General features: G+C 71.7%; 14 protein-coding genes. 6 read left to right on the top strand and 8 right to left on the bottom strand.

Annotated elements, in window-relative coordinates; genetic code table 11:
• The first annotated feature begins 62 nt into the window (after positions 1 to 62).
• The 3 genes from ACIG3E_RS21755 to ACIG3E_RS21745 all read left to right on the top strand — a co-directional run bounded on the left by ACIG3E_RS21755 (position 63) and on the right by ACIG3E_RS21745 (position 3,927).
• Positions 63 to 899 carry a vWA domain-containing protein gene (locus ACIG3E_RS21755; RefSeq protein WP_399618794.1) on the top strand — a complete coding sequence of 279 codons (837 nt, stop codon included), beginning with the start codon at positions 63 to 65 and terminating at the stop codon, positions 897 to 899.
• A 113-nt stretch (positions 900 to 1,012) separates the two neighbouring features.
• Positions 1,013 to 1,744, top strand: coding sequence for a hypothetical protein (locus tag ACIG3E_RS21750; protein WP_399618791.1), 732 nt, complete (start codon positions 1,013 to 1,015; stop codon positions 1,742 to 1,744).
• Between the two features lie 2 nt (positions 1,745 to 1,746).
• On the top strand, positions 1,747 to 3,927 hold the full coding sequence (locus ACIG3E_RS21745; protein WP_399618788.1) for an AarF/UbiB family protein: 2,181 nt from the start codon (positions 1,747 to 1,749) through the stop codon (positions 3,925 to 3,927).
• Between the two features lie 74 nt (positions 3,928 to 4,001).
• Here the strand turns inward: ACIG3E_RS21745 and ACIG3E_RS21740 are convergent, their stop codons facing one another.
• Together ACIG3E_RS21740 and ACIG3E_RS21735 are read right to left on the bottom strand one after the other, a co-directional pair.
• Complete coding sequence (locus tag ACIG3E_RS21740; protein ID WP_399618785.1) at positions 4,002 to 4,400, bottom strand: type II toxin-antitoxin system VapC family toxin; 399 nt, start codon at positions 4,398 to 4,400, stop codon at positions 4,002 to 4,004.
• Positions 4,397 to 4,684, bottom strand: coding sequence for a hypothetical protein (locus ACIG3E_RS21735; protein ID WP_399618782.1), 288 nt, complete (start codon positions 4,682 to 4,684; stop codon positions 4,397 to 4,399). The genes ACIG3E_RS21740 and ACIG3E_RS21735 overlap by 4 nt, the downstream gene beginning before the upstream one ends.
• Positions 4,685 to 5,053: 369 nt before the next feature.
• On the opposite strand from ACIG3E_RS21735, the gene ACIG3E_RS21730 reads away from it, so the two are divergent.
• Complete coding sequence (locus ACIG3E_RS21730) at positions 5,054 to 6,982, top strand: DNA/RNA helicase domain-containing protein (RefSeq protein WP_399618780.1); 1,929 nt, start codon at positions 5,054 to 5,056, stop codon at positions 6,980 to 6,982.
• A 202-nt stretch (positions 6,983 to 7,184) separates the two neighbouring features.
• A complete protein-coding gene (locus ACIG3E_RS21725; protein WP_399618869.1) occupies positions 7,185 to 9,299 on the top strand; it encodes a DNA/RNA helicase domain-containing protein in 2,115 nt (704 codons plus the stop codon).
• Between the two features lie 59 nt (positions 9,300 to 9,358).
• Here ACIG3E_RS21725 and ACIG3E_RS21720 read toward each other — a convergent pair whose 3' ends face one another.
• The 6 genes from ACIG3E_RS21720 to ACIG3E_RS21695 all read right to left on the bottom strand — a co-directional run bounded on the left by ACIG3E_RS21720 (position 9,359) and on the right by ACIG3E_RS21695 (position 14,923).
• Positions 9,359 to 9,487 (bottom strand): DUF6408 family protein, encoded by a 129-nt coding sequence (locus ACIG3E_RS21720; protein ID WP_399618777.1) that lies wholly within the window; start codon positions 9,485 to 9,487, stop codon positions 9,359 to 9,361.
• 227 nt (positions 9,488 to 9,714) lie between these two features.
• Positions 9,715 to 10,380 (bottom strand): LuxR C-terminal-related transcriptional regulator, encoded by a 666-nt coding sequence (locus ACIG3E_RS21715; protein WP_399618775.1) that lies wholly within the window; start codon positions 10,378 to 10,380, stop codon positions 9,715 to 9,717.
• Complete coding sequence (locus tag ACIG3E_RS21710; protein WP_399618866.1) at positions 10,368 to 11,624, bottom strand: sensor histidine kinase; 1,257 nt, start codon at positions 11,622 to 11,624, stop codon at positions 10,368 to 10,370. The genes ACIG3E_RS21715 and ACIG3E_RS21710 overlap by 13 nt, the downstream gene beginning before the upstream one ends.
• Before the next feature lie 219 nt (positions 11,625 to 11,843).
• Complete coding sequence (locus ACIG3E_RS21705; RefSeq protein WP_399618772.1) at positions 11,844 to 13,115, bottom strand: glycosyltransferase 87 family protein; 1,272 nt, start codon at positions 13,113 to 13,115, stop codon at positions 11,844 to 11,846.
• 115 nt (positions 13,116 to 13,230) lie between these two features.
• Positions 13,231 to 13,851, bottom strand: a complete 621-nt coding sequence (locus ACIG3E_RS21700; RefSeq protein ID WP_399618769.1) for a sigma-70 family RNA polymerase sigma factor — start codon at positions 13,849 to 13,851, stop codon at positions 13,231 to 13,233.
• A gap of 226 nt (positions 13,852 to 14,077) precedes the next feature.
• Positions 14,078 to 14,923 carry a hypothetical protein gene (locus ACIG3E_RS21695; RefSeq protein WP_399618766.1) on the bottom strand — a complete coding sequence of 282 codons (846 nt, stop codon included), beginning with the start codon at positions 14,921 to 14,923 and terminating at the stop codon, positions 14,078 to 14,080.
• Between the two features lie 565 nt (positions 14,924 to 15,488).
• On the opposite strand from ACIG3E_RS21695, the gene ACIG3E_RS21690 reads away from it, so the two are divergent.
• Positions 15,489 to 16,760 carry an MFS transporter gene (locus ACIG3E_RS21690; RefSeq protein WP_399618864.1) on the top strand — a complete coding sequence of 424 codons (1,272 nt, stop codon included), beginning with the start codon at positions 15,489 to 15,491 and terminating at the stop codon, positions 16,758 to 16,760.
• Positions 16,761 to 17,751: the final 991 nt, after the last annotated feature.

The raw sequence follows: 17,751 nt of genomic DNA, 5'->3' as shown, positions 1-17,751 counted from the left end.
GTCAGCATGGCCTGTGAGCTTCTCCGACGACCGACTTCTTCGCAGTCCGTCAGGAGCCCATCGTGCCGTACACGGCAGAGATCAGCCGCAGCAATCCGACGAGCATCATCTTTCTCGTCGATCAGTCGACCTCCATGAGTGACCCCATCGGTGGTGAAGTACCCCAACAGAAGGCCGATGTTGTTGCTGACGCCATCAACAGGCTGCTCACTGAACTCTCGGTCAAGTGTGCAAAGGAAGAAGGCGTACGCGACTACTTCCACGTCGCGGTCATCGGATACGGCGCCACCGTTGGCTCGGCGTTCGCGGGTTCGCTCGCCGGCCGCGACCTTGTCCCTCTCAGTGAGGTGGCGGACAACCCGGCTCGCGTCGACGAGCGAAGCAAGAAGGTGTCTGACGGTGCCGGCGGCCTGGTGGAGACCGTGGTCAACTTCCCGCTGTGGATGGATCCGGTCGCCCACGGCGGAACCCCGATGAATCGTGCGCTTCAGTACGCCGAGACCCTCGTCGCGGCATGGACCGAGCGCTACCCGGCCAGCTTCCCGCCCATCGTCATCAACCTCACGGACGGCGAGTCGACCGACGGCGACCCCACCGCGGCAGCGGAAGCCGTCACCTCGCACGCTACGGCCGACGGAGCGGCGCTGCTGTTCAATCTGCATGTGTCTGCCGCAGGCGGAACCCCCACCGCTTTCCCCGACACGGCCGACGGCCTCCCGGATAGCTACGCCCAGACCCTGTTCGCCATGTCGAGTCCGCTGCCCAGCCACATGCGCTCATACGCCGCCTCGCAGGGGCAGCGGGTCAGTGAGACCACCCGTGGCTTCGTCTACAACGCGGACATCACCACGGTCGTGCAGTTCCTCGACATCGGTACCCGAGCCACCGAACTGCGGTGACAACGTCCACCTCATGCGTGTACGTCACGCATCTCGTGGCGCCGAAACACGGAAGCACAGAGGCGGAGTGCGAAGACGCCGTGGCCGTGCTTCCCGGCCGTCCACACGACTACATGCTGCAGGAGCCGCTCACCGCAGGCGTCTGCGACGGTGCGACGGAGAGCGCTCTGGCCAAGGACTGGGCCCGTCTGCTGTCGCGCGCGGCGGCTGAGCACGCCATGAGGCTGCCGGACCTTCTGGCGGGCGGCACTGCCTTCGAGGAGTTCGCGGCTGCGGCGGTGGCCCAGTGGGATCCCTGGCTCGTGCAGTACACGCAGATGCGCTGCGCGGAAGGGCGACCGTTGAAGTGGTACGAGCACACCAAGCTGGCAGAGGGTGCCTACGCGACTCTGCTCACGGTGCGCGTCGATCCGGAGTCCGATTCCCACCCCGATACACGTGGACCGGCCTGGCGATGGCGCGCTGCCGCACTCGGGGACAGTTGCCTGTTCCACCTGCACGACGACCGGCTGGTACAGGCATTCCCGGTGGCGGCCGTCGAGGAGTTCGGTACAGCTCCCGACCTCTTCAGCAGCCGCAACCACGACGTGGCACTGCTGGCCCGCCGCACGCGGTTCACCGAGGGCTGGTGTCGACCCGGTGACCGTCTGCTCTTGATGACCGACGCCCTGGCCGCATGGCTCTTGTCGGCCCCGGACCAGGACGACGCCGTAGGCCAGTTGCTGGAGTTCGCCAGTCCCGACGACCTGGACGGATTCAAGAACTGGCTGAACGGTCTGCGGGGCCGCCGACATCTGCGGAACGACGACGTGGCGCTCGTACGGATCGATTTCGAGGGGCGGTGAAAGTGGGCTTGGCCACCGGTCCGCAGCGACAGTTTCCCAGCGGCGCTGATTATGCGGAGGCGCTGCAGCACACGCAGTTGTGTTTTCAGCATCCCGAACTCCGGGGCGCACGGCCAGAACTGACCAAGCTCGGTCTGCCTCGCGCCATTTCCGGCGCCTTCGCGAGCGTTTTCTCGGTGACCTCGGCCTCCTCGGGCAAGCGGTATGCGGTCAAATGCTTCACTCGTCACGTCCCGGACCAGGAACGCCGTTACGAGGCCATCAGCTCCCGACTCGCGCAACTAGATCCAGCCGAACTCTCGCAACCGTGGAATCTGGGATTCGAGTACCTGCCCGACGCCATCAGCGTCGGTCGGGATCGCTATCCGGTCCTGAAGATGGAATGGGTCGAGGGCGTCACCCTCTCCTCCTGGCTCGACGACAACCACACCCACCGGTTCGCCGTCGACCGTCTGGCTGACCGGTTTGAGGCGCTGACCCGTGATCTGGCTACCCACGAGATAGCCCATGGGGACCTCCAACACGGCAATCTGCTCGTCGCGAGCGATGACACGTTGCGTCTGGTCGACTACGACGGAATGTACGTCCCGGCGTTGGCGGGCATGGGCGGCACTGAGCGGGGACACCGCAACTACCAGTCGCCCATGCGGGGGGATGATGACTTCGGGGTTGCGCTGGACCGGTTCTCCGCTTGGGTCATCTTCTTGTCGCTCAAGGCAATTGCCTCCGACCCTGATTTGTGGGGTCGGCTGCACGAGCCCAGCGGAGAGTTCCTGCTGCTCACCGAGGACGACTTCAAGAACCCAGGTGGTTCCACGAGACTGCAGACGCTGCTGTCCCACCCCGACCGGTCGGTGAGCGGCCTCGCTGACCAGGTACGGTCGTTGGCCTTCCAGCCGCTGGACCTCCTACCTCCGCTCGCCGTGGCCGTGCCCAGACAACGGGCCGCCACGGCGACAACCTCAGCGGTATCGGGCGGTGGCACAGCGGCCGCCCCTGGTACAGGTGGACTGCCCGGATGGATGACCGGCCACGTCTCTTCACAGGCCCCTCCGACGCCGAAAGTGCCCTCGGCCACCGCACCGGACGGCTTCCACACACGGACGCCGCTGGACGTTGTCACAGCCGTACTCTGGCCGCTCCTGCTTGTCGCAACGGTCTTGATGTTCGTCGCCGGGCTCTCGTTGCCACCGATCGGGCCAGGTGCGCCCGTTCTTGCTGCCATCGCGCTCACCACGTTCGCCAGAAGCCGCCGCACGGAGCGGGCGCAGTCACGGGCCGCTCTAGCGGAGTTGACGAATGAACTGGCCCAGCTCGATGACCCGGGCAAGGCTGCCGAGAAGCTGCGGAAGGACCAGGCGAAGTTCGACGCGGCGGAGACGAAGCGTGCCGCTGCCTACCCGCGAGCCCAGAGCAAGCTCACAGCCCGGTATCACGCCGAGCTCAAGGAGGCCGAGAAGCGCAAGGTACGCAAGCAGCGCGACATAGACAAGAAGATCGACGGGCTCTCGGAAGAGCTCCGTCGAGCCCTGGCCAAGGCACTCATCGACAAGCAGTCCGCGTATGTGCGGAATCAGCTCAGCCGATGGGTGATCGCTCAGTCTCCGCCGCACGGCATCGGACCGAAACTCGCCGGGCGGCTGGCAGTCAAAGGGATCCGTACGGCAGCTGACTTCATGGGCTACCGGCCCGTGCAGAACGCTCAGTACAACAGCACCGGAGCCGTGCTCGTGCTGAGCAGCGGCCGTGTCGTCGACGTCCACGGCATCGGCGAGACCAAGGCCATGGCCCTCGATGAGTGGCGAAGAGCCCTGGTCGCTGCTGCTGAAGCCCGGCAGCCGAGATCCCTCGACGCGTCAGAGCGACAGCCGATAGAGCAGGGTGTCGCCAGCCGCCGGATCCAGCTCACCGCCCAGCGTGAGGCCGTGGAATCCGAGGCCGATGCGTCGCGTGCGAAGGCACGGAAACAGATGGAGGACGACCAGAAGCGTCTCACCCGAGAGAACACCATTGCGGGCGATCAGGCTCGGCAGCAGCGACAGGAGTTGAGCCAGCGCGCGGTCGCGCTCCAGCAGAACGGCGCGCTCCACAGGACGCTGAGCGCCTCCGTCGAGGCTGCCAAGCTCCGGCAGCGCGGATTGTCGTTCGCGTGCTACATGCGATTCCTCTTCGTCGGTCGCTGACGGAGGGCGTGGCCGCAGTGGGGAGTCGTACCGCTTCAGATTCGTGTGCGGGAATCCAACGTGCCCAGGCGGTGTCAGACCTTCTCGGCGGCGATCCGGGTGTGATCGGCGGTGGGAAGGTCGAGGTCTTCGACGCCGGAGGTCAGGATGGTGACACAGCCAGGGTGAGCTAGAGCAGTGGCACAGAGCATGGCGTCGATGGCGTACTTGTGGCGGTACAGCCCGGCCGTGCGCAAGAGGGCGGCGGCGGACTGCGCGATGGCTTGGGTGACTGGCTCGACTCGCAGCCGAGGCAGGGTCCATTTCAGCGCCGCGTCATTGATCCTGGGATGGATGACCTCGACCAATACTGCGGCTGAGGTGACCACGGGCAGGTCCGCGTCACGGGCGGCGGTGAGCCGCTCGTGAGCCTCGCGGTCCCGCTGGACAGCTTTGGCCAGGCCCTCGCTGTCCAGGACGAGGGCGCTGCTCACGCGGCTGCCCCGGCATCGGAAGAGGGGGTGGTCCCGGTGAGCTTGGCCCGCTTGGCGGCCACGGCTTCCGCGTTGGCGGGACCGTTGGCCTGGTCGAGGTCGGCGATCAGCTCGTCCAGGTTCTTGCGCTCGATCTGGCGTTGTGCGGCCTTCTCCAGGTACGCGGATACGCCGCGCTTTCCGACCCGCTCGCGGATCGCCTGGAGGGTGCCGGCGGTGAGGGAATCGGAGATGCCGCTGCTGGGACCCTCGCCGGGGAGGAAGTCGGTGTCGTCGTCAGCCATGAACCGTGTATGGCATTTCTCATGCAATTTTGCTCTCGGCGGCCAGCTGACCTGCGGTTTCTCTTCACATGTTTTGATTCACGTTATTCCTATGGCGCATCATGTGGAGTGCGTCGCGATCCTTGAGCCCGTGGAGAAGCGTCGCTGAGCTGCTGGTGACCCTCGTCCGGCGTTCGTTGTGAACCGGGCCGGGCGGGGCGTTCCGTGTCGTCCGGCCCTCGGTGGCCACCAGCGTGACCGTCGCGGCTGCGAGGTACGCTCGGACGCATCGTCAACGCGGCCCGACGGGCTTCCGGCTCCATCTCGGTGGAGCCTCGAAGGACACGCCCCTACCCGCGCGAGTCACTTCGTGCTGCCTAGGGGAAGTCCTTGCTGTTCCGCGCGTCCGCGAAGACGGTCGCCGTCATGGCGCTCGACACGTCGCTCTACCACCACCTCGCCGAGCAGTTCTTCCATGTGCACGGCTACCGGCCGGGCACCTCGGAGGTGCGTTCTTGGGAGCGGAGCCTTCCGGCGTTGACCGCCGTGCTCAACGACGCGGGGCTGGGCGATGTCGAGGTCATGGTCGAGTACACGCTGCCTCTGAACAGCAAGCGTGCCGACGCGGTGCTCGCCGGAGTCCATCCGGTGTCGGGCGAGCCGTCCTACGTCGTCGTGGAGCTCAAGCAGTGGAGCCAGGCCGAGCCCGATGAGGATGACCTCGCCCTGTGTCGCGTCGACGCCTACGCGCATCCCGTGCTCAACCCCATCGAACAGGTGCGGCGCTACCGCGAGTACCTCGTTGACTTCAACGGTGCGTTGGCCGAGCACCCCGGCCGCGTCAGTGGCGTGGCGTTCCTCCACAACGCCACGGAGTTCGGTGTCGGAGCTCTGCGCGCGAGGGAGCGGGACGACCACGGCCAGCTGTTCACCGCCGAGCGACGCGGGGAGTTCATCGACTACCTCCGTGCCAGGCTCAGCCCCGATCACTCAGGTGCTCACGCGGCCGATGAACTGATGGGGGGCAAGACCGCCCCGTCGAAGCAGTTGATGGCGGTCGCGGCTCAAGAAGTGCGGGAGCGAGCGGAGTTCGTCCTCCTGGACGAGCAGCAAGTCGCGTACCGGCTGGTTCTCAACGCCGTGAGCAGGGCCAAGCGGTCCGACCACAAGGAAGTCGTGATCGTCACCGGTGGGCCCGGCACCGGCAAGAGCGTCATCGCGCTCTCCTTGCTCGGTGAGCTGTACCGGCAGGGCGTCTCCGCGCTGCACGCCACCGGCTCACAGTCGTTCACCAAGACGATGCGGAAGGTCGCGGGGGCGCGCAAGCGTCAGGTGCAGGAGCTGTTCAAGTACTTCAACAGCTTCATGGCGACGGAGAAGAACAGCCTCGACGTCCTGCTGTGCGACGAGGCCCACCGCATCCGTGAGACCTCGGCCAACCGCTACACGCCCGCCGCCCACCGCACCGGTAGGCGGCAGATCGACGAACTCATCGACGCCGCCCGGGTCCCCGTCTTCCTCCTGGACGAGCACCAGGTGGTGCGCCCCGGTGAGATGGGCACCGTGGACGAGATCAGGGCGGCCGCGGCGGCGAAGGGTCTGGACTGCCATGTCGTGCCGCTGGAGAGCCAGTTCCGCTGCGGTGGCAGCGACGCGTACCTGCGGTGGGTGGTACGACTGCTGGGCCTGGAGCCCGGTGGCCCGGTGGAGTGGGAGCCCGACGGCCGCATGAGTCTGCTGGTCGCGGAGAGCCCGGGGGAGATGGAAGCGTTCCTCCAGGCCCGCCGTGCCCGGAACTACAGTGCGCGGCTGTCCGCCGGTTACTGCTGGCGCTGGTCCCCGGAGCCCAAGCCCGGTGAACCGCTGCCCGCCGACGTCGTCATCGGTGACTGGGCCCGGCCCTGGAACCTGCGAGGTGACCGCTCTGTCGCCGGCGCGCCCCCGGCCGCGCTCTGGGCCACCGACCCCGCGGGCTTCGGACAGGTCGGCTGCGTCTACACGGCCCAGGGGTTCGAGTACGACTGGTCCGGCGTCGTCATCGGCCCCGACCTGGTCTGGCGGGGAGATCGCTGGGTGACGGACCGGGCGGCGTCCAAGGACCCGGTCTTCAAGAGGTCCACCCCCGATGCCGATGTGGACCGTCTCATCCGTAACACGTACAAGGTGCTGCTGACCCGGGGAATGATCGGCACGATCGTGTACTCGACCGACGCGGAGACGCAGGAGAAGCTGCGGGAGCTGGCGTGCGCCGGGCTGGCGGACGACTCCGCCGCGGATGGCCGCTCCGAGGTGCGCGGCACCGCGCCGAGTCGGTCGTGAACCTGTACGCGCCCGGGGCGCTGAGAGCGTGATCCGGCCACGACGTCCGCCGTTCGAGCCGTGAGTGGCAGATGGCGTTTCGTGATGAGCGGCGGTGTTCTTATGATCGCCGATACCGGTTGCGGCCCGACGGGCTTCCCCACGAGGACACGCCCCCACCCGCACGAGTCACTCGTGCCCTGGGGGGAACCATCTCGTGTCCATGCTCCTGCTGAAACTGGCGGCGCAGGATCTGCTCGCTCTGGACGCGAGGCGCCGCATGGTGTCGCACCTCGCCGCCAGATGGCGGCACTTCCGGGGGGCTGACGCCTCACTGACGGAGAGTTCCGCGTGGGCGGAGAGTCTGGTCAGTCTCGCGAACGACCTCGTGGCCGCCGGACGCGGCAACGTGGAGATGATCGTCGAGTGCGCCGCCACGGTCGACGAGGGTGACCGTCCAGGTGCTCCCCGGCTCATCGATGTCGTTCTCGTAGGGCAGCACCCGCGGGAACACCGACTGTCCGTGCAACTCGTCGAGCTGAAACGGTGGTCCCTGGTGACCCGGGTGGAGCGGGCCACCGCAGAGGTGGTGCACGTTCCGGGGATGGGCACGAAGAAGCACCCCGCCCTGCAACTGCGTGAGTACTACGAGGCCTTCACCAGCGACAGGGGCCCGTTCAGCGGGCTCGCGTTCGAATGCGGAGGCTTCGCGTATCTGCACAACGCCACGGACGACTCCGTACGGCCGCTGATGGACATCGACGCGCCGACCGGCCCCTACGCCCGCGTGTACACGAACGACGGGCGCGAGCGGCTCCTGGCCTCGCTCCGTGAGAGCTTTGCCGAAGAGGGCAGCGCCTCGGCCGCGGAGCTTCTCCTGCAGAGGATGGGTCTGCGCAACACGCCGTTGCTCGATGCCATGATCCGCTCACGCGGTGACGACAGCGTCTTCACGCTGAGGGGGCGGCAGCGCGAGGCCGCCGAGCAGATCCTGGACACGGCGTGCAAGGTGCTTCCCGACCCTGAGCGCCCCGCTCTCGTACCCGATGAGAGGCGTGTGGTCTTCCTGGTGACCGGTGGGGCCGGAACCGGCAAGAGTGCCATCGGACTCCAGGTCAAGGCGGAGCTGGAGGCTCAGGGCCGGTCGGTCAAGTACGCCAGCGGCAGCCGGGCGTTCAACGGCGCGATCCAGGAGCACGTGGGCTACGGGGACCGGGAGTTCAAGGAGAGCTTCACCTACTTCCACAGCTTCGTGACGACCCCCGAACCGCCGCTGGACGTGCTGATCTGCGATGAGGCGCACCGTCTCCGCGACCGCTCGACCAGCCGGTTCTGGAAGCCCGAACAGCAGGGCACACGACCGCAGGTGGACGAGCTCCTCGACGCGTCCCGGCTGACCGTCTTCTTCCTGGACGAGGACCAGACCGTACGGCCGAACGAGGTCGGCACGGTCGGCCTGATCGAGGAGGCGGCACGGCGGCACGACGCGCGGCTCGTGCGGTACGGCCTTCGGGAGCAGTTCCGTTGCGGCGGCAGCGACGCCTACATCGGCTGGGTGCGCGCCGTGCTCGGGGTCACGGACGAGCCACCGGAGCAGTGGACACCGGACGGGCTCATGCACGTCGAGGTGGCGGACACCCCCGAGGAACTCGAACACGTCATTCGTACCGAAGCGCGGGCGGGCGCGTCCGCCCGTATGGTCGCGGGCTACTGCTGGCCCTGGACGAAGCCGCTCGGCAAGGAGAAGCGGCTGGAGGCCGACGTGCGCATCGGTGGCTGGCACCGGCCGTGGAACGCGGACAGCGAGAGCTTCTGTGCGGACGGCGCGCCCCCGTCGAAGATCTGGTCCGTGCACGAGAACGGCATAGGTCAGATCGGCTGTGTGTACACGGCGCAAGGGCTGGAGTGGGACTGGTGCGGCGTGATCATGGGCGAGGACATGGTGTGGCGTGACGGCCGGTGGCTGTTCCGCCGGGGCAAGGCGGGCGAGGGCCCTGACCGAAAGATCAAACGCGTCGACATACCGGGTTCGTTCGACCCGAAGGTGAGGGCGTCGAGCGTCGACGACGACGAGTTCGCCCGGCTCGTGCGCCATGCCTACCACGTGTTGATGACCCGGGCGAGTCGCGCGACGGTGCTGTACTCCACGGATGAGGAAACGCGTGCCTATCTGAAGGGACGCGTCGGTCAGGTCGAGTTCCACGGGCTGCGCCCCACCTGGGAGAACCTGCCGCAGGAGGCACGGATACCGCATCAGCCCCGGCCGCGAAGAGGCAGGCGTCCCCGCCGGAACCGCAACGTGTCGGGGGCGCAAGGACCTGAGGCACGACTGTTCTGACCGGCGCTGTGCCCGGTGATGCGGAGTGGCGGGCTCTCCGGGCCCGCCACCTGCCTGGGTCAGAAGACCAGGCGCGCTGCCGCGATGAGGCACGCCACCATGAGGTTGGTGGCGACGCCTACGGCGACGTCGGCCAGGATCTCGCGAAACCGGTGACGACGTGCAGGCTTGTACTCAACGGGGTTCATGCGGCAACCACTCCTCGGGGTGAGCTGGGAATGGCAGGGATCGCCCTACCGGGCATCCGCACTCACACCACGTGAGACACATGGTGGAAACCACTCGACAGCTGACCGAGCAGAGGCACCTGAACACCGCCGTCGTACCCTCCGGGAAGGTGCGCAGCGTCAACAACAGTAGTACACGCCCGCGTTGGGAGAGGGCCGCGGGGCGCGATCAGGCCCCGCCCCCGTGATCAGGCCCCCGCCCCCGGATCCCCCCGCAAGTGCGCCAGTACCGCGAGCACCCTGCGGTTGCCCTCCGTTGGGTCCAGGGAGAGCTTGGTGAAGATGTTGCTGGCGTGTTTGACGACTGAGGCTTCGGTGACCGTGAGGCGGTGGGCGATGGTTTGGTTGTTGAGGCCCTGGGCCATCAGGGAGAGGACTTCTCGTTCGCGGGGGGTGAGGCGGGTCAGGGGTTCGGTGCGGCGGGAGAGGAGGACGCGGACGACCTCGGGGTCGATGACCGTTTCGCCCGCGGCGACCCGGCGCAGGGTGGTGAGGAAGTCAGCGACCTCGCCCACCCGGTCCTTGAGGAGGTAGCCGAGGCCCGTGAGGCCCGCGCCGTCGCCGGTCAGGAGTTGGGTCGCGTAGGCCGTGGCGACGTACTGGGAGAGGACGAGGACGGGAAGGCGGCCGTGGCGGGCGCGGAGGTCGAGGGCCGCTTTGAGGCCCTCGTCGCGGAAGTCGGGGGGCATGCGGACGTCCGTGATGACGACGTCCGGGCGCTCGGTGTCGACCGCGCGGGTCAGGGACGGGGCGTCGCCCACCGCCGCGACCACCTCGTGGCCGCCGCGCGTGAGCAGTTCCACGAGTCCGGCGCGCAGCAGTACGGCGTCCTCGGCGAGGACTACGCGGAGCACGGTACCTCCACTGTCAGTCGAGTCGGTCCGCCGACGGGGCTGGACACCGTCAGGCGTCCGCGCAGGATCGCCAGGCGGTCGGCCAGGCCGGTCAGGCCCGTGCCGTGGGCGGGGTCCGCGCCGCCGCGGCCGTTGTCTGTGATCGTCAGCGTAAGGCGTTCGTCCCGCAGGCTGCCCTGTACGCGTACTTCTGTGGCTTCGCTGTGTTTCGCCGCGTTCGTGAGGGCTTCCGTGATGGTGAAGTACGCCGTTGTCTCCACGGCGTCGGGCAGGCGGTGCGGCAGGTCGATGTCGACCGTCACGGGTATCGGGTGCCGCAGCGCGACCTCCGTGACCGCCGCGGCCAGGCCGTGGTCCGTGAGGACCTGCGGGTGGATGCCCCGCACCAGGTCACGCAGCTGGTCGAGGGCGTGGCGCGCCTCGCCCCTGCCGCGCGCGAGGAGTGCGGCCGCCTCCGGGTTGCCGTCGCCCAGCTCCATCTCGGCGAGGCCGAGCGTCATGGTGAGGGCGACGAGCTGCTGTTGCGCGCCGTCGTGCAGGTCCCGTTCGATACGGCGGCGCTCCGCCTCGAAGGCGTCCACCAGGCGTGCCCGGGAGCGGGTGAGTTCGACGACGTGCCGGGTGAGTGGTTCCTCGCGAGAGGTCAGGAGAAAGTGCGCCGTGCGGACCTGGAGGCCTGCCAGGAGTCCCGCCGCGTACGCGGTCAGGGCCAGGAAGAGGAGTCCCGCGGCGGTGAACGGCAGGGCCGCCAGCGGGTGCGGGACCGCCTGCCCCGGGATGATCATCACCGTGTCCGGCGCCAGCGCCCAGACGATGACCGGGCATATGAGGAGTACGAGCGCGAAGAGCAGCAGCAGGGACACGCCGAGGCCCGCGGTCGAGAAGACCAGGGCCAGCAGCCAGGCGTAGCCGAGCTCCCGCCACGTCGCCCGCTCCCCGCACCGCGTCCGCAGCCGCGCGCGGAGCCCGGTGCCCTTGAGGGGGCGGTGCGGGTCGCGCAGCGGTGTCGGTTCGACCAGTCGGAGACGGCGGCGCTCGAGGCGTCCCAGGGGGATGCCGGACAGCGCGGCCGCCGTCAGGAGGACCAGGCCGATCCCCACGGCGGACGTCAGCAGCCCTCCGGCTACGAGCACCAGCATGACGAGCAGCACCGCGAGCCCCAGCGGCACGCCGCCGCACACGTACGCCCAGCACCGCAGCGGCCAGGCGGAGAGGAGGAAGCGGTGGGGTGGGTGGTGGCGCATCACCGTCCATACGGTGACCGGTGCCGGTACCGGTGCCGGTCCTGGTGCCGGTGCGGTCTCCTCGGCCGTCCGGCTGCCCTGCGGGTGCCCCGACATCGGTGCCCTCCCGCCGACTGTCGCCTTCCGCGATCACGCCTCGTGATCGTGAAAAGCCTAGGTGGGTGTCAGGCGGCCCGGGGAGGGGGCTTTCCGGTGTTCTCAGGGGTGGGTTTTCCCCCCTCACGCCCGCCGCCCGCCGCCCGCCGCGAGCCGTGGCCACACCACAAGGACCACCGGCAGCGCCAAGTAGCCGAACCGGCCCGCCGGTGCGAGCAGGAACGCCGTGCACAGGCCCGCCGCGAGGCGGTCGGCCGCGGCCACGGCGGTGGCGGGCGGGCGTAGGACGAGCGTCGTCGCGACCGCGGCTCCGCCGCACAGGAGCAGCGCCACGGCCGCGTACCAGCCGAGCGGGCCGAGGTCGGCGAGCAGGCGGCCGGGCAGGGGGCTCGCCGCGGGGGTCGGGATGTCGCCGCGCCCGGTGGGGAAGGCCAGGACCTGGCGGACCATGGGGCCGGGCGTGAGCAGCGCGCTCGGCAGGGCGGCGGCCACCGCCCCGGCGACGGTCGTGGCCGCGCAGCGCACCGCCGCCCGCCTCCCCGCCCTGTGGGTGAGCAGCGCCGCGGCGACCGCCACCGCGGGCCACGCCGTCCACTTGAGCGCGCACGCGGCGGCGAGGGCGAGGCCCGCCGCCACCGGCCTGGCGCGCGCGGCGAGCGTGAGCCCGAGGCAGCACAGGCCCGCGAGCGGCAGGTCCACGCCGCTCACGCACAGCGGCAGGGCGACGACGGGGGAGGCGAGCAGGGCGGCCAGGCCGGTGCGGTACGAGGCCCGGGCGCGCGCTGTCTCCAGCCTCGCCGCCAGGCACGTAAAACCCGCCCGCAAGCACACCAGGAACACCCCCGCGCACCACAGCCGCGCGTCCCCGAGGACCCGCAGCGGCAGCGTGGCGTCGCCGAACAGGGCCCGGGGCAGCCCGAACAGCGCCATCCCGGGCAGGTAGGGGGTGTACTCGCCGACGTTCTGGGGGTCCGTCAGGTACGGGCTGGCCCGGTGGACGAGGAGGACGCCCGAGCGCTCGATCACCCCGACCTCGCTCTGTCCGTGCCCGGTCAGGACGAACAGCGTCAGCGGTACGACGACGGCGCCCGCGAGCGCGGACGCCAGCGAAAGCGCGCGGGCCCGGGGCCGGGGCAGCCACCACGCGGCCAGGGCGGCACCGGCGTACCCGGCCGCCGCGGAGAGCCCCCATGCGCGGTGCGTCGCCAGCGTGGAGGCGAGGGGGAAGGACAGGGCCCACGCGGCGGCGGCCAGCCAGCCCACGACCCAGACGGCTCGGCGGGGCAGGGCGCCCGGCCCCGTACGCGTACGGGGCTTCGTGGCTCGCGGCGGGGGAGTCGTCGTCCTGTCGATCAGCACCCGTCCATTGCAGCCGCGCGGTACGGGTGCGGTCATGACAGGTAGATCGACACTTCGTGGTCGGGTTTTCCCGACCGCGTTCCCTGCGCCCGCCGCGTCGGCCGCGGGGGTGACGCCCGGCGGCGTCACCCCCCCTTCCGGTTGTGTCGGATCAGGCCGCGGTCAGGGCCTCGATCAGGTTGGCGCGGGCGCGGGCCACGCGGGAGCGGACCGTGCCTACGGGGCAGCCGATGGCTGCGGCGGCCTCCGCGTACGGCTGCTGGAGGAGTTGGGTGAGGACGAACGCCTCGCGCCGTTCGGCCGGTATGCCCGCGAGGAGTTCGGCGAGCGCGATGCCGTCGTCGAAGCCGGGCAGGCCGCGCGGCTGGGCCTGCTCGGCGGCGGTCTGCCAGTCGTCGCGGTCGGAGAGCCGGGGCCGGGCGGCCGCGTGCCGCAGGCTGTCCACGACGGTGCGCCGCGCGATGGACAGCAGCCAGGTCCGCGCCGACGAACGGCCCTCGAACCGGTGCAGGCTGCCGAGCGCCCGCAGGAACGTGTCCTGCGCGAGGTCGTCGGCGGCCTGCGGGTCCGCGCTCAGGTGCGCGACGTAGCGCAGTACGTCGCGGTGCAGGGCCCGTACGAAACGGTCGACGGCCTCCGGGTCGCCGTCGCGCGCGGCGAGCGCGAGCCGCGTGACGGGTTCGTCGGCGGCGTCGGTGCGGCGGCCCGTCGGTCGACGGGGCTGGCCTTTCGGGATTTTTCGGGCAGGTGGGGTCGCCAGGGCAGCAGTCATCGCCTGTGGTCCTTACGGGTGTCCGGAAACCGGAGGTGCAGCGTCCGGAGTGCGGAGTTCGGAATCCGGCCGCGACGGCGCGCGGCCGGTGAGGGGTGTCGTACGGCCCGGTGCCGCCGGGTGGGGCGGTGCGGGCCGACGCCCGGTGCGCGCACGACGAGGGGCGGCGCGGCGCCGGGCGGCGCCGGGCCGGGGCCGCCGTCGTGGCGGGCCGGGGTACCGGCTGTCAGCTGACAGCGATCCCGAGGGGTGGGCCCCGTGAGGTGATGGCGTGGACGAGGAGCAGCCGCCGCAGCCGTCGCGCGCGGTGGTCGCGGCGCGGGCGCAGGCGCGGGCGGTGCGCGGGCGGCGGCAGCCGGAAGGCGAGCCGCAGCGGCGCGACCAGCCAGCCCGCGACGGCCCGGCCGATGCGGAATGCGGCGCGCTCGCCGTACGCCAGCCACAGGCCGCACAGCAGGGCGGCGATCAGGTGCGCGGCGAGCATGCCCAGCGGTGACATGCCGCCCATGTCGTGCCCAGCGTGCATGCCGGACATCGTGTCGGGCATCGCGCCCGACATGGTGTCGCCGTGGCCTCCCGCGGAGGTCATGTGGGTCATGTCGTGTGCGCCGGGTGCGGGGACGGCTGTCTCCTGCATGCCCATCGAGTGCCGGGTGTGCCCGGCGGCCTCGTGCATCCGGTCCGCGAGTCCCGCGTCCGTCACGGCGCGGAGCGCGTCCGCCTCCGACATGCTGCTTCCCGTGCCGTCCGCCCCGCAGAGCAGATGGCGAGCCCACTGCTGGGCGAGGGACGCCCCGCCGGACGCCGAGGACTGGGCCGCGGCCTGCGCGAGCGAGAACCACGTGTGCAGCGCGGCCTGTGCCACGACGGACGCGGCGGTCACCAGGAGGACGCCGCGCTCACGCCCGGCCAGGAGCCAGGCCCCCGCGAACGTCGCGGCGCCCGCGCCCGGCAGCGCCCACCACGGCAGCGGGGACGCCGACATGAGGGCGTGGCCGGTGGCCGCGAGCAGCACACAGGCGGCCGCGAACACCGCGGCCCGTATCGCGCGACAGCTTCGGCCCCCAGACATGGCGGCCTCATCTTTGCATCCGCTCGGCGCGGCCAGCGGGCGGGTCCGGAATGTTCCGCACGGGGCCGTACGGGGCCGTCGTGTGGTGCGGGTCACTCGGGGTGCCGGGAACTGGCGTGGGCGCGCGGCCGACTCCTGGTCGGCCGACTCCGATCGGCCCACTGTCGAGCAGGGGAGCGGCCGCGTGGCGAGAGAGCAGGGAGATGCGGCGGCGGGGGCCGGGGGCGGGGGCGCCGCGTCGCGTACGCCTGGCGTGGGCGGGGTCGGAGCCGTGGGCCGGGGTGGGGCCGCCGCGTCGCGTACGCCTGGCGTCGGCGGGGCTGGAGCCGTGGCCGGGGGTGGGGGCGAGGCCGTGGCTCGGGGCGGTGGCGTGGCCCGGGGCGGGGGCGTGGCGCGGGGCGAGACTGTGGCCGGGGCCGGGGCCGGGGCCGGGGCCGGGGCCGTGGCCGAGGGCGGGTCCGTGGCTCGGGGCACGGACGTGGCCAGGGGCGGCGAGGCCGCGCGGGCGCGGGGCGGGGGCGGTGCCCGGGCGCGGGGCGTGTCCACCGCGCTGCTCACCTGCGCCATGGCCTTCTCGATGCTCCAGCTCTTCCTGCTCGGCGCGCTCGGGCCGCGCCTGGTGGACGACCTCGACGTCTCGCCGACGACGCTCGGCCTGACCACGACGATCGGCTTCGGCACCGCCGCCGTCCTGTCGCCCGTCGGCGGCCGCGTCGTCGACCGGGTGGGGCCGCGCCGCGCGCTGGCCGTGCTGCTCCTGCTCTCGGCGGTGGCCCTCGCGCTGATCGGCGCGGCGCCCGGCGCGGGCTTCCTGCTCGTGGCGGTCGCGCTCGGCGGCCTGCCGCAGGCCCTTGCCAACCCGGCCACGAACAAGGCGATCCTGGCGTCCGTGGAGCCCGCGCGGCGCGGCGCGGTGACCGGCATGAAGCAGTCGGGCGTCCAACTGGGGGCGTTCGCGGCGGGCCTGCCCCTTGCGGGGCTCGCCGGGTGGCTCGGCTGGCGCGCGGCGGTGTGGACGGCGGCGGGCGCGGCGGTGCTGACGGCGGCGTGGGCGCTGCGGGCGCTGCCTGCGACTGCGCCTGCGGGGGGCGGGCCGCAGCGGTCCGCGGGGCCTGCGGCAGGCGGGCCTCAGCGGCCTGCCGGGGTCGCCCCGTCTCAGGCTGGTGGGGTCGCGCCGTCTCGGGCGGGTGGGGTCGCCCCGTCTCAGCCCGGTAGGGCCGAGCCTCCCCGGACCGGCGAGGCCCCTTCGCCGCGGCCGCGCGGCGACATCGCCTGGCTCGCGGCCTTCTCGCTGCTGCTCGGCTGCGGCATCGCCTCGGTCAACACCTACCTCGCGCTGTACGGGGCGGACCGCCTCGACCTGCCGGGGGCGGCGGCCGCCGCGCTGGTGGCGGTGCTCGGCGTGGCCGGGATCGGCGGGCGCGTGGCCTGGTCGCGAGCGGCGACCCCCGGCCGGGCGCCGTGGCTGCCGGGGTGGCTCGCGGCGGGGGCGGTCGGCGCGGCGCTGCTGCTCGTCGCCGCGGCGGCGGTGGGCCCGCTGGTGTGGCTCGCGGCGGTCGCCGTCGGGGTGTTCGCGGTGTCGGCCAACGCGGTCTCCATGGTCCTGGTCATGCAGCGCGCCGCGCCCGGCCGCGCGGGCCAGGACTCGGCCCTCGTCTCCGCGGGCTTCTTCGCGGGCTTCGCCCTGGGCCCGCCCCTCTTCGGCGTCCTCGCGGACGCGGGCCGCTACGGCTGGGGCTGGGCCCTGGTCGCGGCGGAGTTCGCCGGGGCCTGCGCGGTGGGCCTGACCTGGGCGGTACGGGAGCGGGGCGTGCGGCGCCGGGCGGGGGAGGCCTGATGTCGCGCGGACCCGAGGAGCCCCCCGCCTGGGCCGGGCCCGCCCTGCGCGCCGTGCTCGACCGGGCCGCCGTGACCCGGGCCGGGGTCGGCGCCCGCTTCCCGCTGTTCGCCGACCCCGCGACCGGTACGTGGACGACGACCCGGCGCGGTGCCTGGACCGGCGGCTTCTGGGCGGGCCTGCTGTGGCTCCGCGCCCGCTCCACGGGCACGGCGGAGGACCGCCACGCCGCGGCGGAGTGCACGGCCCGGCTCGCCCACTGGCTCCACGCGGACACGGCGACGCGCGGCCTGATCCTCTGGTACGGCACGGCGTCGGCGGGGCCCGCCCTTTCCGCGGGGGCCGCGGCCACACCGGGTTCCGCTCCGCCGCCCCGCGCGGCCGCGCCGGGCCACGCTGCCGCTGCGGGGGCGGAGGGGGCTGCTGGATCGGGCCCCGCCTCCGCGCAGGATGGCGCTGCCACACCGCGTGCGGAGGACGCCGCCGCGTCGGGCGGTGCTACGGGGCCGTGCCCGGCTTCCGCGCCGGATCGCACCGCCGCTACCGAGCCGGGCCGCGTTCCCGTGCCGGATCGCGCGGCCGTCCCGCGTGCGGAGGGCGCTGCCGCGCCGGGTTCCACGGCTGGTACGCGAGGGGAGAGTCCTGCTGCGTCGGGTTCCACGGCTGGTACGCGAGGGGAGGGTCCTGCTGCGTCGGGTTCCACGGCTGGTACGCGAGGGGAGGGTCCTGCTGCGTCGGGTTCCACGGCTGGTACGCGAGGGGAGAGTCCTGCCGTGCCGGGTTCCACGGCTGCTACGCGAGGGGAGAGTCCTGCCGCGCCGGATCACACCGCCGCTGCCGCATCGGTCCGCACCCATGGGACGTGCCCCGCTCCCACCCCGTGCCCCGCTCCGCCCCCGTGCCCGAGCGGCCCCCCTGCCGTCTCGGACGGCGCCGCTCCCACACGCGCGGAGGCCACCGCCCCGCCGGACCGCTCCGCCTCCCAGCCGCA

Origin of the sequence: Streptomyces sp. NPDC053474 (genome assembly GCF_044544845.1) — a bacterium.
In the GTDB taxonomy this organism is placed as follows: Bacteria; Actinomycetota; Actinomycetes; order Streptomycetales; family Streptomycetaceae; genus Streptomyces.
Note: the sequence above shows the minus strand (reverse complement) of the source record. Positions and strands in the feature narration are given on the sequence as shown.

Bases quoted from the DNA above. Each gene is read 5' to 3' on its own strand.
- ACIG3E_RS21710 (WP_399618866.1), bottom strand. From the start codon at position 11,624: ATGCGCCACCACCCACCCCACCGCTTCCTCCTCTCCGCCTGGCCGCTG.
- ACIG3E_RS21700 (WP_399618769.1), bottom strand. From the start codon at position 13,851: ATGACTGCTGCCCTGGCGACCCCACCTGCCCGAAAAATCCCGAAAGGC.
- ACIG3E_RS21750 (WP_399618791.1), top strand. From the start codon at position 1,013: ATGCTGCAGGAGCCGCTCACCGCAGGCGTCTGCGACGGTGCGACGGAG.
- ACIG3E_RS21725 (WP_399618869.1), top strand. From the start codon at position 7,185: ATGCTCCTGCTGAAACTGGCGGCGCAGGATCTGCTCGCTCTGGACGCG.
- ACIG3E_RS21735 (WP_399618782.1), bottom strand. From the start codon at position 4,684: ATGGCTGACGACGACACCGACTTCCTCCCCGGCGAGGGTCCCAGCAGC.
- ACIG3E_RS21695 (WP_399618766.1), bottom strand. From the start codon at position 14,923: ATGTCTGGGGGCCGAAGCTGTCGCGCGATACGGGCCGCGGTGTTCGCG.
- ACIG3E_RS21720 (WP_399618777.1), bottom strand. From the start codon at position 9,487: ATGAACCCCGTTGAGTACAAGCCTGCACGTCGTCACCGGTTTCGCGAG.
- ACIG3E_RS21690 (WP_399618864.1), top strand. From the start codon at position 15,489: ATGGCCTTCTCGATGCTCCAGCTCTTCCTGCTCGGCGCGCTCGGGCCG.
- ACIG3E_RS21705 (WP_399618772.1), bottom strand. From the start codon at position 13,115: ATGACCGCACCCGTACCGCGCGGCTGCAATGGACGGGTGCTGATCGAC.